This window comes from Yoonia vestfoldensis DSM 16212 (genome assembly GCF_000382265.1).
Lineage (GTDB): Bacteria > Pseudomonadota > Alphaproteobacteria > Rhodobacterales > Rhodobacteraceae > Yoonia > Yoonia vestfoldensis.
Genome location: NZ_KB907980.1, coordinates 165,043 through 180,215 on the forward strand (window position 1 = coordinate 165,043; position 15,173 = coordinate 180,215).

12 protein-coding genes and 1 pseudogene are annotated in these 15,173 nt (G+C 61.8%); 7 read left to right on the plus strand and 6 right to left on the minus strand.

The features are described 5' to 3' along the window. Positions 1-36: 36 nt before the first annotated feature. Positions 37-195: a hypothetical protein gene (locus H147_RS21180; RefSeq protein WP_169379858.1), complete on the plus strand. Its 159-nt coding sequence runs from the start codon at positions 37-39 to the stop codon at positions 193-195. Between the two features lie 54 nt (positions 196-249). Here the strand turns inward: H147_RS21180 and coaD are convergent, their stop codons facing one another. The 3 genes from coaD to H147_RS0110095 form a co-directional block, all read right to left on the minus strand. Beyond that, positions 250-744 (minus strand): pantetheine-phosphate adenylyltransferase, encoded by a 495-nt coding sequence (gene coaD, locus H147_RS0110085; protein ID WP_019955244.1) that lies wholly within the window; start codon positions 742-744, stop codon positions 250-252. Between the two features lie 66 nt (positions 745-810). Further along, on the minus strand, positions 811-1,245 hold the full coding sequence (locus H147_RS0110090) for a CBS domain-containing protein (RefSeq protein ID WP_019955245.1): 435 nt from the start codon (positions 1,243-1,245) through the stop codon (positions 811-813). A 38-nt stretch (positions 1,246-1,283) separates the two neighbouring features. After that, positions 1,284-2,186 carry a LysR family transcriptional regulator gene (locus H147_RS0110095; protein WP_019955246.1) on the minus strand — a complete coding sequence of 301 codons (903 nt, stop codon included), beginning with the start codon at positions 2,184-2,186 and terminating at the stop codon, positions 1,284-1,286. A 96-nt stretch (positions 2,187-2,282) separates the two neighbouring features. On the opposite strand from H147_RS0110095, the gene H147_RS0110100 reads away from it, so the two are divergent. The 4 genes from H147_RS0110100 to mmsB all read left to right on the plus strand — a co-directional run bounded on the left by H147_RS0110100 (position 2,283) and on the right by mmsB (position 6,893). After that, positions 2,283-3,782, plus strand: a complete 1,500-nt coding sequence (locus H147_RS0110100; RefSeq protein WP_026352417.1) for a CoA-acylating methylmalonate-semialdehyde dehydrogenase — start codon at positions 2,283-2,285, stop codon at positions 3,780-3,782. 92 nt (positions 3,783-3,874) lie between these two features. Continuing rightward, positions 3,875-5,011: an acyl-CoA dehydrogenase family protein gene (locus tag H147_RS0110105; protein WP_019955248.1), complete on the plus strand. Its 1,137-nt coding sequence runs from the start codon at positions 3,875-3,877 to the stop codon at positions 5,009-5,011. Beyond that, positions 5,008-6,030, plus strand: coding sequence for an enoyl-CoA hydratase/isomerase family protein (locus tag H147_RS0110110; RefSeq protein WP_019955249.1), 1,023 nt, complete (start codon positions 5,008-5,010; stop codon positions 6,028-6,030). Before H147_RS0110105 ends, H147_RS0110110 begins: the two co-directional genes overlap by 4 nt. Further along, a complete protein-coding gene (gene mmsB / locus H147_RS0110115) occupies positions 6,027-6,893 on the plus strand; it encodes a 3-hydroxyisobutyrate dehydrogenase (protein WP_019955250.1) in 867 nt (288 codons plus the stop codon). Before H147_RS0110110 ends, mmsB begins: the two co-directional genes overlap by 4 nt. Before the next feature lie 64 nt (positions 6,894-6,957). Here the strand turns inward: mmsB and uvrA are convergent, their stop codons facing one another. Continuing rightward, positions 6,958-9,822, minus strand: coding sequence for an excinuclease ABC subunit UvrA (gene uvrA, locus H147_RS0110120; protein ID WP_019955251.1), 2,865 nt, complete (start codon positions 9,820-9,822; stop codon positions 6,958-6,960). Between the two features lie 272 nt (positions 9,823-10,094). Between uvrA and H147_RS0110125 the strand changes: the two genes are divergently transcribed. Together H147_RS0110125 and H147_RS21575 are read left to right on the plus strand one after the other, a co-directional pair. Then, a complete protein-coding gene (locus tag H147_RS0110125) occupies positions 10,095-10,943 on the plus strand; it encodes a DUF4394 domain-containing protein (protein ID WP_026352418.1) in 849 nt (282 codons plus the stop codon). 174 nt (positions 10,944-11,117) lie between these two features. After that, positions 11,118-11,693 (plus strand): annotated as a pseudogene (locus tag H147_RS21575) (vWA domain-containing protein); the annotation flags it as partial. 1,396 nt (positions 11,694-13,089) lie between these two features. On the opposite strand, the gene lpdA reads toward H147_RS21575, so the two are convergent. Then, a complete protein-coding gene (lpdA, locus tag H147_RS0110135; protein WP_019955254.1) occupies positions 13,090-14,484 on the minus strand; it encodes a dihydrolipoyl dehydrogenase in 1,395 nt (464 codons plus the stop codon). A 100-nt stretch (positions 14,485-14,584) separates the two neighbouring features. After that, positions 14,585-15,166, minus strand: a complete 582-nt coding sequence (locus tag H147_RS0110140) for a DUF924 family protein (protein WP_019955255.1) — start codon at positions 15,164-15,166, stop codon at positions 14,585-14,587. Positions 15,167-15,173: the final 7 nt, after the last annotated feature.

Consider the following 15,173-nt stretch of genomic DNA (forward strand, 5'->3'; position numbering starts at 1 on the left):
AAGACAAACGAAAGCGACAGCAAAAGGAGCACGCCTATGACCGTCTTGACCAAAGTCCGCATCGCCGTGCAGAAACGCGCCGCCTATCTGCGTCTGAAGAACGAACTGGCCAGCATGCCGCAGGATGTGGCAATCGACCTCGGCCTGTTCCGCGAAGACGCAGCCAAGATCGCCAGCAAGGCAATCTACGGCTGAACCCGGCCACAGGATGACGACCAAGCCGCGCCTTCGGGGGCGGCTTTTGTGTGTCTAGCCGCGCAGGCGCTGGATCAGCGCGGCATTGACGGCAGGGGTGACGAATTTCGACACATCGCCACCTAGTCGCGCGATTTCCTTGACCAGCTTGGACGCGATGGCCTGATGTTCGGCTTCGGCCATCAGGAACACCGTTTCGATCGAATCGTCCAGAATGCGGTTCATCCCCACCATCTGATATTCGTATTCGAAATCCGCGACGGCCCGCAGACCCCGGATGATCACGTTGGCCCCAACGTCGTGGGCACAGTTGATCAACAGGTTCTCGAACGGGTGCACGACGATCTCGCAGCCGACATCGCGGCCCAGCGGCACACATTCCGCCTCGACCATGGCGACGCGTTCTTCGAGCGTGAACAGCGGGCCCTTGTCGCGGTTGATCGCCACGCCGATGACCAGCCGGTCCACCAGCGTTGCGGCACGCCGCACGATATCAAGATGCCCCAGCGTGACCGGATCGAAGGTTCCGGGATAAAGACCTACGCGCATGACGCACCTCTGGCAGAAAGAATATTGCGCGCAGGCAACACTATCGCGCGGCGGATTGCAACGGGGCTAGTGCCCCATGATCATCCCCGCCAGCGCGTCTTTTTCCATCGACAGTTCCGCCAGCCGCGCCTTGACCACGTCGCCGATGGAAATCAGGCCGATCATCTTGCCGTTGTCCATCACCGGCAGGTGGCGGAAGCGCCCTTCGGTCATCATTTCAAGCACCTGATCGGCGCTGTCGGCGGTGGTGCAGGTGGTCAGTTTGCTGGTCATCATCTCTGACACCGGGGCGGACAGGGCGCTGACCCCGCGCTTTCCCAGTTCACGCACGATGTCGCGTTCGGACAGGATGCCGTCCAGCGTGTCACCGTCGCCAGAGACGACGACCGTCCCGATCCGCTTTTCAGACAAGATCGCGACTGCGGACGATACAGGATCGGTCGGCTTGACCGAGAAAACGCCGATATCGGCTTTGGATTTCAGGATTTGCCCGACGATCATGATGTGTTCCCCCCACGTTCTGACGATGGTTCAGCGTGTCAAACCGCAGACCCGTCTGTCAAGCACGCGATGCGTTCAAGGCGCGCGACCTCGGCCGTCAGCCCGGCGCGGATCGCGGCGGCGACGCGCGTCAGCCGGTCCGATTGACGCGCCGATTTGTGCCGCACCAGATAAAAGGTACGCGTCAGCGCCACCTTGTCGGTCAGCACACGGCGCAGTTCGGGCGCGAAAGGCAGCGCGAAATCATGCACGATTCCGACACCCGCGGCACGGATCATCTGCAACTGCACCGCGACCGAATTGGAGGCAAGCTGCACACCCCCTGCCCCCAAGGCGCCCAGATAATCCAGTTCCTTGTCAAAGATCATGTCGGGGATGTAGCCCACGACAGGCCGCCCGCGCAGATCATCCAGCGTAGCGACGGCGGGCGCATCCGCGCGCATGGCAAGGTGCAGCTGGTAATCGGTGATCTTCTGCACGATCAATTGCCCTGCGACAGGCGGGCTGACGGTGATCGCCATATCCGCCTCGCGCCGGGACAGGTTGACGACGCGGGGCAAGGCCAGCACCTGCATTTCAAGATCAGGGTTGTCGTGTTGCAAGGCGGCACAGACCTGCGGCAGCAGGAAATTCGCGACACCATCGGGCGCCCCGATGCGGATCTGCCCTGTCAGCGCCGTGGCACCCCCGCGCGATTCCTCGACCGCCAGCGCGAATTGCGTTTCGGCATCGGCGGCACGGTCGCGCAACCGCTCTCCCAGATCGGTCAAGGCATAGCCCTGCGGCGATTTCACGAACAGCGCCGCCCCAACGCTGCGTTCCAGCCGCGCGATCCGGCGGCCAAGGGTGGCAGGGTCCATCTTGGTCAAAGGCGCTGCGGCAGACAGGCTTTCGGTGCGGGCCACCGCCAGAAACACGCGCATGTCGTCCCAGTTATCCATCTGCGCCCTGCGTTTATGCAAAATGATTTTGACATATTGTCGCTTTTACCTGCAAAAACGCAAGGCTATAGTGCCTGCAACCCTATGGAGGATGCTATGCAGGAACTCACCCATTACATCGGCGGCGAACACGTCAAAGGCACGTCCGGCCGTTTCTCGGACGTTTACAACCCCGCTACCGGCGAAGTGCAAGCGCGCGTGCCGCTGGCCAATGCTGCCGAACTGGACAAGGCCGTCGAAATTGCGGCCAAGGCGCAGCCTGCATGGGCCGCCGTGAACCCGCAGCGCCGCGCCCGGGTGATGATGGCCTTTGTCGGCCTTCTGAACCGCGACATGGACAAGCTGGCCGAGGCGCTCAGCCGCGAACACGGCAAGACCATCCCCGACGCCAAAGGCGATGTGGTGCGGGGGCTGGAAGTCGTCGAATATTGCATCGGCGCGCCGCAATTGCTGAAAGGTGAATTCACCGACAGCGCCGGCCCCGGCATCGACATGTATTCGATGAAACAGGCGCTGGGTGTCACCGCGGGCATCACGCCCTTCAACTTTCCCGCCATGATCCCGATGTGGATGTTCGCCCCTGCGATTGCTTGCGGCAATGCCTTCATCCTCAAACCCTCCGAACGTGACCCATCCGTGCCCCTGATGTTGGCCGAACTGATGGAAGAAGCGGGCCTGCCCAAAGGCATCCTGCAGGTCGTCAACGGCGACAAGGAAGCGGTGGATGCGATCCTTGACCATGACGTGATCCAGTCGATTGGCTTTGTCGGATCGACGCCGATTGCGGAATATATCTATGGCCGCGGCTGTGCCAACGGCAAGCGCGTGCAGTGTTTCGGCGGTGCCAAGAACCATATGATCATCATGCCCGATGCCGATATGGACCAAGCCGCCGATGCGCTGATCGGCGCGGGCTACGGGGCCGCTGGCGAACGCTGCATGGCGATTTCCGTCGCTGTTCCCGTCGGCGAGGAAACCGCCGACCGCCTGATCGAAAAACTGGTGCCGCGCATCGAGAAACTGAAGGTCGGCCCCTATACATCCGGCAATGACGTCGATTACGGCCCTGTCGTGACCGCCGCAGCCAAGGCCAATATCCTCAAACTGATCGAAAGCGGTGTGGCGCAAGGTGCAGATCTGGTCGTCGACGGCCGCGATTTCAAATTGCAGGGCTACGAGGACGGTTTCTTTGTTGGGCCGCATCTGTTTGACCGCGTGACAAAGGATATGGACATCTACACCAAGGAAATCTTTGGTCCTGTCCTGTCGGTCGTGCGCGCCCAGACCTATGAAGAAGCGCTGGGTCTGACCATGGATCATGAATACGGCAACGGCACCGCGATCTTTACCCGCGACGGCGACGCCGCGCGTGATTTCGCCAACCGGATCAATATCGGCATGGTCGGTATCAACGTGCCGATCCCGGTGCCTTTGGCCTATCACACCTTTGGCGGCTGGAAGAAATCCATGTTCGGCGATCTCAACCAGCACGGGCCGGATGCGTTCAAGTTTTATACCCGCACCAAAACGATCACCTCGCGCTGGCCCTCGGGCATCAAGGACGGCAGCGCCTTTTCGATCCCGCTGATGGAATGACGCAGATGGCAAGGGCGCAAGCCGCCCTTGCCAAACCGCCCGCAGGCGCGCAATAATTAAACACCTGTTCATTTCTTGCTGGGGGAGGCATCATGGACTTTGCGCTGACCGAAGAACAATCCGCGATTTTCGACATGGCGCTGGCCTTCGGGCAAGAGCATATCGCGCCTTTCGCGCGGGCTTGGGAAAGCGACGGCACCATCCCCAAGGACCTTTGGCCCAAACTCGCCGAGCTTGGTTTCGGCGGCCTTTACGTCTCCGAAGACAGCGGCGGCGCGGGGCTCTCACGCCTTGACGCGACCTTGGTGTTCGAGGCTTTGTCATATTCCTGCGCGTCCGTTGCGGCGTTTTTATCAATCCACAACATGTGCGCGCGGATGATCGACAGCTATGGCGCGGACGATCTGAAGGCGCGCATCCTGCCGCGCGCCTTGTCGATAGACCTGATCCTGTCCTATTGCCTGACCGAACCCGCATCCGGTTCTGACGCCGCAGCGTTGAAAACCCGTGCGGTGCGCAGCAATGAAAACTACCTGCTGACCGGCACCAAGGCCTTCATTTCCGGCGGTGGCTATTCGGACGCCTATATCGTCATGGCACGCACCGGCGACGCAGGCCCCAAGGGGATCAGCGCAATCCTGGTCGAGGCGGACGCCCCCGGCCTGTCCTTCGGCGGGCTCGAGGACAAGATGGGCTGGCGGTCGCAACCCACCCGTCAGGTGCAGCTGGACGATTGCGCCACACCTTTGGGCAACCTTCTGGGCACCGAAGGCCAGGGCTTCACCTATGCCATGGCGGGGTTGGATGGCGGGCGGCTCAACATCGCCGCCTGTTCCATCGGGGCGGCGCAATGCGCGCTGGACCAGACGCTGGCCTATATGAAGGACCGCAAGGCCTTCGGCCAATCACTCGACCAATTCCAAGGCCTGCAATTCCGGCTGGCCGATGCCGAAATCGCGCTGCAATCGGCGCGCACCTTCCTGCGGCAGGCGGCGTGGAAGCTCGACACGGGTGCACCCGACGCCACGAAATTCTGCGCCATGGCGAAAAAGCTTTGCACCGAAACCGGCAGCATGGTGGCCGATCAATGCCTGCAATTGCACGGCGGCTACGGCTATCTGGCGGATTACGGGATCGAAAAGATCGTGCGCGACTTGCGGGTGCATCAGATATTGGAAGGCACGAACGAGATCATGCGCCTGATCACCGCGCGCCAGATGATCCGATGAGCGATATCATCATCCGCAAGGACGGTCGCGCAGGGCTGATCACGCTCAACCGGCCCAAGGCGCTGAACGCGCTGACATGGGACATGTGCCTTGCCATCGAGGCGGCACTGGACGACTGGCGGCACGACCATCAGGTCGATCTGATCCTGATCGACGGCGCGGGCGACCGGGCGTTTTGTTCGGGCGGCGACATCGCGGATATGTATGCCAGTGGGCAGCGCGGCGATTTCAGCTATGGGCAGCGGTTCTGGCGCGATGAATACCGCCTGAACCGCAAGATCCACCATTTCCCCAAACCTGTCGTGACCTTCCTGCACGGTTACACCATGGGCGGCGGCGTCGGCATCGGATGCCATGCTAGCCACCGGATCGTGTGTGAGGCAAGCAAGATCGCCATGCCTGAATGCAGCATCGGGCTGGTGCCGGATGTGGGCGGCTCCCTGATCCTCGCGCGCGCACCGGGGTATCTGGGCACCTATCTGGGCCTGACCGGTGACCGGATGGATGCAGGCGATGCGATCCACGCAGGGTTTGCCGACCATTTCATCCCCGCAGCCTATTGGGAGGCGCTCAAATCGGTCCTGATCACGACCGGGAACGTTGCGGCGATCAAGGCAGGCCCGCCGCCCTCCAGCCGCCTGAAAGACTGGCAAAGCGTCATCGACGCCGCGTTCTGCGCGCCGGATGTGTCCGAAATCCGCGCGCGGCTGGCAGCGCAGGATAGCCCGCTCGCCGCGCATGCCCTGCCCATGCTGGACTACAACGCCCCGCTCGCCATGGCTGTCGCCGCACGGATCATCGCGGCCGTCAGGCAGGACCCGACGATAGAAACAGCGCTCGACCATGAATTCCGCTACACCTTCCGCTGCGCCGCGCAGGGCGATTTCATCGAAGGCATCCGTGCCGCGATCATCGACCGTGACCGCAGCCCGCGCTGGCAGCCCCATACCATCGACGACATCACGGCAATGACCGCCCCCTTGGGCAAGGACGCACTGATCTGGGAGGATGAGACATGAAGATCGGCTTTATCGGGCTTGGCAATATGGGCGCGCCGATGGCCGCGAACCTTGCGCGCGACCACGCGGTGACAGGCTTCGATCCGGTGGCGCAGCCCGCTGGCCTGACGCTGGCCAAAAGCGCGCAAGAGGCGGTTCAGAACGCCGATGTCGTCATCACCATGCTGCCCGATGGCGCGATCCTGCGCGCGGTCGCAGCAGAGATTCATCCGGCGATGAAGCCCGGTGCCATTCACCTCGATTGCTCGACCGTCGATGTGGACAGCGCGCGCGCGGTCGCTACAGCAGCAGAGGCCCACGGGCTGCAAGCCATCGACGCACCTGTGTCGGGCGGCATCGGCGGGGCCACAAACGGCACGCTGACCTTCATGGCCGGCGGCCCCCTGCCCGCGTTCGAGGCCGTCCAACCGCTTTTTGCCATCATGGGCCAAAAGGCCGTGCATTGCGGCGCTGCGGGCAACGGTCAGGCGGCCAAGATCTGCAACAACATGATCCTCGGCGTCACCATGATCGCCACCTGCGAGGCGTTTGCGCTGGCAGACAAGCTGGGCCTTGACCGGCAGGCGATGTTCGATGTGGTCAGCACCTCGTCGGGGTCATCGTGGTCGATGACCAGCTATTGCCCTGCCCCGGGTATCGGCCCTGTCAGCCCCGCCGACAACGGCTACAAACCCGGCTTCGCGGCGGAACTGATGCTCAAGGACCTGCGCCTCAGCCAGCAGGCCGCATTGGCCGCCCATGCCGACACGCCGCTGGGCCAAGCCGCCACCGCACTCTACGCGCAATTCGTGGAAGCAGAGGACGGACGCGGCCGCGATTTCTCGGCCATGCTGCCACGCTTCGCAAACCGCCAGCGCCCCTGACTTCTTATTTCCAGAAATACTCCCGCGCGGCGCGCCAGCGCCATCCCAAAGGATGGCGCTGTGACTACTCCGCCGCCACCTTGCGCGGGGTCAGCATCGGCTTGAGATAGCGGCCCGTGTGGCTTTCCGCGACTTCGGCCACCTCTTCGGGCGTGCCGACCGCGACGATCCGCCCGCCGCCATCACCACCTTCGGGGCCGATATCGATGATATGATCGGCGGTTTTCACCACGTCGAGATTATGTTCGATCACGATCACCGAATTGCCCTGATCGACCAATTCATGCAGCACCTCGAGCAGCTTGCGCACGTCCTCGAAATGCAGCCCCGTCGTCGGTTCATCCAGAATATAAAGCGTGCGGCCCGTCGACCGGCGCGCCAGCTCCTTAGACAGTTTCACGCGCTGCGCCTCGCCGCCTGACAGGGTCGTGGCCTGCTGGCCAACCTTGATATAGCCAAGTCCGACACGCATCAGCGCATCCATCTTTTCGCGGATGGACGGCACGGCGGTAAAGAATCCTTGCGCATCTTCCACTGTCATATCAAGCACATCGGCGATGCTCTTGCCCTTGAATTTGATCTCGAGCGTTTCGCGGTTATAGCGCGCGCCCTTGCAGGTTTCGCAGGTCACATAGACGTCGGGCAAAAAATGCATCTCGATCTTGATGACACCGTCGCCCTGACAGGCCTCGCAGCGGCCGCCCTTGACGTTGAACGAAAACCGTCCCGGTTTATAGCCGCGCGCCTTGGCTTCGGGCAGGCCCGCGAACCAGTCGCGGATCGGGGTAAAGGCACCGGTATAGGTCGCAGGGTTCGACCGTGGCGTGCGCCCGATGGGGCGCTGGTCGATGTCGATCACCTTGTCAAGGTGTTCAAACCCCTTGATCGTCTCGCAGGGCGCAGGCGTCTGGCGCGCGCCGTTGAGTTTCTGCGACGCGTTCTTGAACAGGGTTTCAATCGTCAGTGTGGATTTGCCACCGCCCGACACGCCCGTCACGCAGACGAACATGCCCAGCGGGAAATCCGCCGTCACGTCCTGCAGGTTGTTGCCCGTCGCCTTGACCACCGTGATCTTTTTACCTTTGCCCTTGCGGCGGGTCTTGGGCACGGCGATCTCGCGCTTGCCGGTCAGATACATGCCGGTGATCGACGCCTCATTCGCCATGATCTCGGCCGGGGTGCCTTTGGCGACCACCTGCCCGCCATGCACGCCGGCACCAGGGCCGATGTCAAAGACGTAATCGGCCTCGCGGATCGCCTCTTCGTCATGTTCGACGACGATCACGGTATTGCCCTGATCGCGCAGGTTTTTCAGTGTCGTGAGCAGACGGTCATTGTCGCGCTGGTGCAGCCCGATGCTGGGTTCGTCCAACACATAAAGCACGCCTTGCAACCCCGACCCGATCTGGCTGGCCAGCCGGATGCGCTGGCTTTCCCCGCCCGACAGGGTGCCGGAATTGCGCGCCAGCGTCAGATATTCCAGCCCGACATTGTTCAGGAACCCCAGCCGTTCGCGGATTTCCTTGAGGATCGCGACGGCGATTTCGTTCTTCTGCTTGCTCAGGCTGTCGGGGACAGTCAGGCACCAGTCATAGGCTTCCTTGATCGACATCTGCACGACCTGCCCGACATGCTGTCCACCAATTTTCACCGCCAGCGCCTCTTGCCGCAGGCGATAGCCGCCGCAAGTGCCACAGGGGCGGTTGTTCTGATAGGCCTCGAATTCCTCGCGGATCCAGTTGCTGTCGGTCTCGCGATAGCGGCGTTCCATATTGGGGATCACGCCTTCGAACGGGCGTTCCACCTGATAGACCCGCCCGCCTTCATCATAGCGGAACTTGATTTCCTCGGTGCCGGAGCCGCGCAGGAACACCTCCTGCACCTTGGGGTCAAGGTCTTTCCAGCGGGCGTTCTTGTTGAACCCGTAATGTTTGGCGATGGCCTCGATCGTTTGCAGGAAATAGGGCGACTTGCCCTTGCGCCACGGGGCCAAGGCGCCGTCGGCGATCTTCAGCGTCACATCGGGGACGACCAGTTGTTCGTCAAAGAACAATTCCACCCCCAGCCCGTCGCAATCGGGGCATGCACCAAAGGGGGCGTTGAAGGAAAACAGGCGCGGCTCAATCTCGGGGATCGTGAACCCCGATACCGGACAGGCGAATTTTTCCGAGAATGTGATGCGTTCCGGCTCACCCTCACCCTCGCCCGGTGCGGTTTCCAGCACGGTGATCCCGTCAGCAAGGTCGAGTGCGGTGCGGAAACTGTCGGCCAGCCGTGTTTCCAGACCTGCGCGCACCACGATCCGGTCGACAACCACGTCGATGTCATGGCGGAACTTCTTGTCCAATGTTGGCGGCTCGTCCAGCTCATAGAACTGCCCGTCGACCTTCACGCGCTGGAACCCCTGTTTGCGCAGGTCCAGAAATTCCTTGCGGTATTCGCCCTTGCGGTCGCGGATAATGGGCGCGAGCAGATAGCCGCGCGTCCCCTCGGGCATCGCCATCACGCGGTCGACCATGTCCTGCACCTGCTGCGCCTCGATCGGCAGGCCGGTGGCGGGGCTGTACGGTGTGCCCGCGCGGGCGAACAGCAGACGCAGATAATCGTAGATTTCGGTAATGGTGCCGACGGTAGACCGCGGGTTCTTGCTGGTGGTTTTCTGTTCGATGGAAATGGCGGGGCTCAGCCCGCTGATGTGATCCACATCGGGCTTTTCCATCATGTCGAGGAACTGGCGCGCATAGGCCGACAGCGATTCCACATAGCGGCGCTGCCCTTCGGCATAGATCGTGTCGAACGCGAGCGACGATTTGCCGGACCCCGACAGGCCGGTGATGACCACAAGCTGGTCGCGCGGAATGTCCACGTCGATGTTCTTGAGGTTGTGTTCGCGCGCGCCGCGCACTTCGATATGTTTCAGCTCAGCCATTCTGACCCCCGGGGACAACGTCCAATACATAGCGACCGATATCGACACTGCCAGTGCCGATCTAGAACATTAACAGAACATTTGCAAAATAAATGCGAAAGCGGTGCACGTGGTTTTCATGCGGGCGTAGTTTGGTCAGTGGAATACACGCAAGGGCCTGCGCAATAGTTTCGCGATCACATTAAATTTTATATCGTTTACAATCAAAGAATTAGAGATGACCTTTCACAACATCAAAAGGGCGCTGCGCCCAAGAATGAAAGGAATTCGCCATGAGAAATTCGATGATATCCGCCGGGGTTCTGGCCCTGCTGTCGCTGCCTGCATTCGCAGACGATCACAGCGCCGCCTCCGGCTTTGCGCTGTCCGCTGACGGCATGTCGCTGGTCACGCTCCCCGGCCTGACCGAAGCCGCCGAAACGATCACCCTGTCCGGCATGGTTGACGCAATTGCCTATCGCCCTGTCACGGGTGACCTGATCGGCATCGCACGCGACGGTATGGTCTACGGGATCGACACCACCACCGGCGCATTGACCGCGATGGACAATGCCGTCGCCGCCGAAGTGATGGTGGCCGCGGACGCCGCGATCGGGTTCGACTTCAACAACAACATCGACGCCGTGCGCGCGGTGGGCAGCGACGGGTCCAACCTTGTCTATTTTCCCGAGGGTTTCGGCGACAATGACGAGCGCGCCAATTCCGTGCGGCGCTTTACCGACCTGTTCTATGTCGATGGTGACGCGAACGCCGGTGAAACGCCTGCCGTCTTTGCCAATGCCTATACCAACGCGATCAACGGCGCGACAGCGTCCGAAACGCGGCAATATGTGCTGGACGCACAGACCGACTTGCTCGCCACGCTGGCCAACAACGCAGGCGAACTGACCACCGTCGCGCCGCTGACGATTGACGGCGCCGCCGCTGATGTGGCGATGATGGGCGGGTTTGACATCGTGTCCGCCGCCGAGGGCGACAACATGGCCTATGCCGTGCTGATGCTGGATGGCGCCGAAACATCGGGCCTCTATGCCGTCGATCTGGCAACCGGTGCCCTGACGTTGCAAGCCGATCTTGGCGCTGCCGCCTTCACCGGTTTTGCGGCAATGCTGTCCAATTGATTTGAATGCGTCTGGTCGGACCTGTCCCAACAACGACCGGACGTACGGATGGCCGCACCCACCTGCGGCCATCCGTTTATCTGCGGTCCGGCAGGCGGCCAGTGAAGTTTTCATTTGGTGGCCGGGCAGAGGCATGGTTATCTGCGGCAAATTGTTTGCACAAGGTCATCACCCATGCGTCTTTTGCCCACCTGCCTGCTGATCGCAGGGCTGTCGACATCGGCCTTTGCCCAAGGCCAGCCGAACACGATCCTTGTTCTTGACGGGTCGGGGTCGATGTGGGGACAGATCGACGGCGTCGCCAAGATCACTATCGCCCAAGAGGTGATCGCCGACCTGCTGGCCGACTTTCCTGCCGAGGAAGGGCTGGGCCTGACCGTCTATGGCCACCGCACCCGCGGCAGCTGCACCGATATCGAAACCATCGTGGCCCCTGCCCCCGGCACCGCCCCGGACATCATCGCCGCCGTCAACGCGATCAAGCCTCTGGGCAGCACGCCGATGACCGACAGCGTCATCGCCGCCGCGCAATCGCTGCGCTATACCGAAGAGGCTGCGACCGTGATCCTTGTCTCTGACGGGATCGAGACCTGCAACCCCGACCCCTGCGCCGCCGCACGCCTGCTGGAAGAAGCGGGGATCGCCTTTACCACGCATGTGGTGGGCTTCGACGTCTCTGACCCCGACGCACTGGCGCAGATGCAATGCATCGCAGAGGAAACCGGCGGCCAGTTCCTGACAGCGTCCAACGCACAGGAACTTGACCTTGCCATGGCGGCCATTGTCAGCGAACCGGCGCCCGAGCCCGAACCGGCACTGGTCGGCATGACATTTACCGCCGTGATCGGCGACGACAAGCGCGTGATCGACACGCCCGTCCAGTGGGAAATTTCCGGCACCGCCGACCTGCCCGCCGACATGACCGGCAACCCGCTGATGCTGGACCTGCCCGAAGGTGCCTATACGGCGACCGCCTATCACACTGCGGTCGAGGTCGCGGGCACCGCGCAGTTCATCGTGATCGGTGGCGGCAACTCCATGGTCGAGATCGCTTTTGAAGAACCCGCCCCGACAGCGCGAATCGTGGCCCCCGCGACAGCACCAGCAGGCTCGCGGGTGCTGGTCGGCTGGGACGGCCCAAACGATGTCAGCGACAACATCCAGATCGGTCTGCCGGGTGAACGCTATGCGTTCTACACCTACACATCCGACGGCAATCCGGTCAGTTTGCAGATGCCATCCGAACCCGGCAGCTATGAATTGCGCTATGTCCTGCGCGACAACGAAACGATCGCCACCGCCATGATCGAGGTGACACCGGTCGACGTGACCTTGACCGCACCCGACGAGGCTGCCGCCGGATCGACCATTCAGGTCGGTTGGTCGGGACCCGATGCCGACGGCGACAACATCCAGATCGCCGAGGTGGGCGGCAGCTATTTCAGCTATGCCTATGTCCGCGACAACAACCCGGTCAGTCTGGCGATGCCGGCCACACCCGGCGTCTACGAATTGCGCTATGTCTTCCGCGACAGTGAAACCATCCTGACCCGCCCGATCACCGTGACCGAAGTGAAAATCTCGCTTGATGCACCAGCCACGGCGCCCGCGGGATCGCAGGTGGCAATCGGTTGGGCCGGACCCGATGCCGACGGCGACAATGTGCAGGTGGCCGAGACCGGCGGCAGCTATCTGACCTACAGGTATATCCGTGGCAGCAATCCGGTCATGCTGCAAATGCCGGGGGTGCCGGGCGATTACGAACTCCGCTACGTGTTCCGCGACAGTGAAACGCTTTACACGCAGCCGATCACCGTCACCCCTGTCACAGCCCGCGTTGTCGCACCTGCAAGCGTTGCCGCAGGCGAGGCGGTGCCTGTCGGATGGGACGGACCCGGCTATGAAGGCGACTACCTGACGATCGCGCGCCTGGGCGACGACGGTTATGTCAGCTATACCTATATGGGCAGCGCCAACCCCGCGACACTGACCGCCCCGACCGAGCCGGGCGAGTACGAAGTGCGCTATATCATGGGGCAGAATGTCGTCACGCTGGCCACCACAAAGCTGACCGTGACAGCGCCCTGACCAACAAAAAACCCGCCCCTGTGATGGGGCGGGTTTTGCGTTGCACTGCGACCGCGGATCACATGTGGATCACACGGTCATAAGCATCCAGCACGCTTTCATGCATCATTTCCGACAGTGTCGGATGCGGGAAAACGGTGTTCATCAGGTCTTCTTCGGTGGTCTCCAACTGGCGGCCGATCACATAGCCCTGGATCAGTTCGGTCACTTCCGCGCCGACCATATGCGCACCCAGCAATTCGCCGGTCTTGGCGTCGAACACGGTCTTGATCAGCCCTTCGGGTTCACCCAAGGCGACGGCCTTGCCGTTGCCGATGAACGGGAATTTGCCGACCTTGACGGTATAGCCCAGTTCCTTGGCCTTCGCCTCGGTATAGCCGACGGATGCGACCTGCGGATGACAATAGGTGCAGCCTGCGATGCTTTCGGGTTTGACGGGATGGGCGTGTTTGCCCGCGATCAGTTCGGCGACCATGACACCTTCGTGGCTGGCCTTGTGTGCCAGCCAAGGCGCACCCGCGATGTCGCCGATTGCGTAAAGCCCTTCGACCCCCGTGCGGCAATATTCATCCGTCACGACGTGGGTGCGGTCGATCTTGACGCCCAGGGCTTCCAGCCCCAGCCCTTCGACATTGCCGACGATGCCGACGGCGCTGATCACGGTGTCGAACTCGCGCTTTTCGACCTTGCCGCCGCTTTCGATATGGGCGGTGACCTTGTCCTTGGCGCGGTCCAACTGCTTGACCGTCGCCTTTTCCATGATCGTCATGCCCTGTTTGACGAATTGCTTTTTCGCGAAGGCGCTGATTTCGGCATCTTCCACGGGCAGCACGCGGTCCATCACCTCGACCACAGTCGTTTCCGCACCGAGCGTGTTGTAGAAGCTCGCGAATTCGATGCCGATGGCACCCGATCCGATGACCAGCAGTTTCTTTGGCATGTGCGGTGGCACCAGCGCGTGCCGGTAGGACCAGACCCGTTCGCCATCGGCTTCCAGCCCCGGCAGGTTGCGCGCGCGGGCACCCGTGGCCAGCACGATGTTCTTGGCGGTCAATTCTTCGGTGCCGGCATCGGTTTTCACCGACACCTTGCCCTTGGCGGGGATCGTCGCCTCGCCCATGATGACGGTGACCTTGTTTTTCTTCAGCAGGTGTTTGACGCCGCCTTCCATCTGCTTGGCCACACCGCGCGACCGTTTCACCACGGCGTCCAGATCATAGCTGACCTTGTCAACGCTCAGCCCGAATTCCTTGGCGCGGTGCATCAGGTGGAACACTTCGGACGACCGCAGCATCGCCTTGGTCGGGATGCAGCCCCAGTTCAGACAGATACCGCCCAGATTTTCACGTTCGATGACAACGACATTCATGCCCAGTTGCGCGGCACGGATCGCGGCCACATAGCCGCCGGGGCCTGCCCCGATGACGATCAGATCAAAGTTTTTCGCAGCCATCTGGCCCTCCCTGTTCAGAATTAGTTGAACGTTAAACTAATTTGACGGCGATCTCCAGTGACCTTGGGGCATATCCGGTATCGCGCGGATGCAAGGCAGGTCAGGCCGATTTTTCCTGCTGTGCGCGCAAGGCAAAACCATAGCCACCCGCATCCAGAAACGCCTGTTCGGCAGAACTGGTGCGCCGGCCAAGGGCCTCGTTGCGATAGGGAAAGCGGCCGAAGTCACGGATAATACGACGATGGGCGCAGGCGTGATCGCGGTTATTGTGCCCGGTTTCAGGCATCCGGCTGTGGATAAGCCGGACGGCGCGGTCCTGATCGGACAACGCTTCGGAATGCATCAGCGGCAGGTAAAAGAATTGCCGCGCTGGTTCGGATATCTTCATGTCCCAGTTACGGTCGATCGCCATCTTGGCCGCCGCCAGCCCCAGAAGATCCGTCGCAAAGGCCTTGGCCGTGCCACGGAACATGTTGCGCGGGAACTGGTCGGTCAGGATGATATAGGCCAGCGCCCCCGTCGGATGGGTCAGCCACAGCCCCAGCGCCCCCTCGGTCGCGGCGATCCATGTCTGCTCGAAACGCTCGCGGATCAGGGCGTCAAACTCGGGCTCGGATCTGTACCAATCCGAAGGCGAACATTCGCCAAGCCAAAAGGCCAGAACTTCGTCTTCACGCGCCACTGCCCCA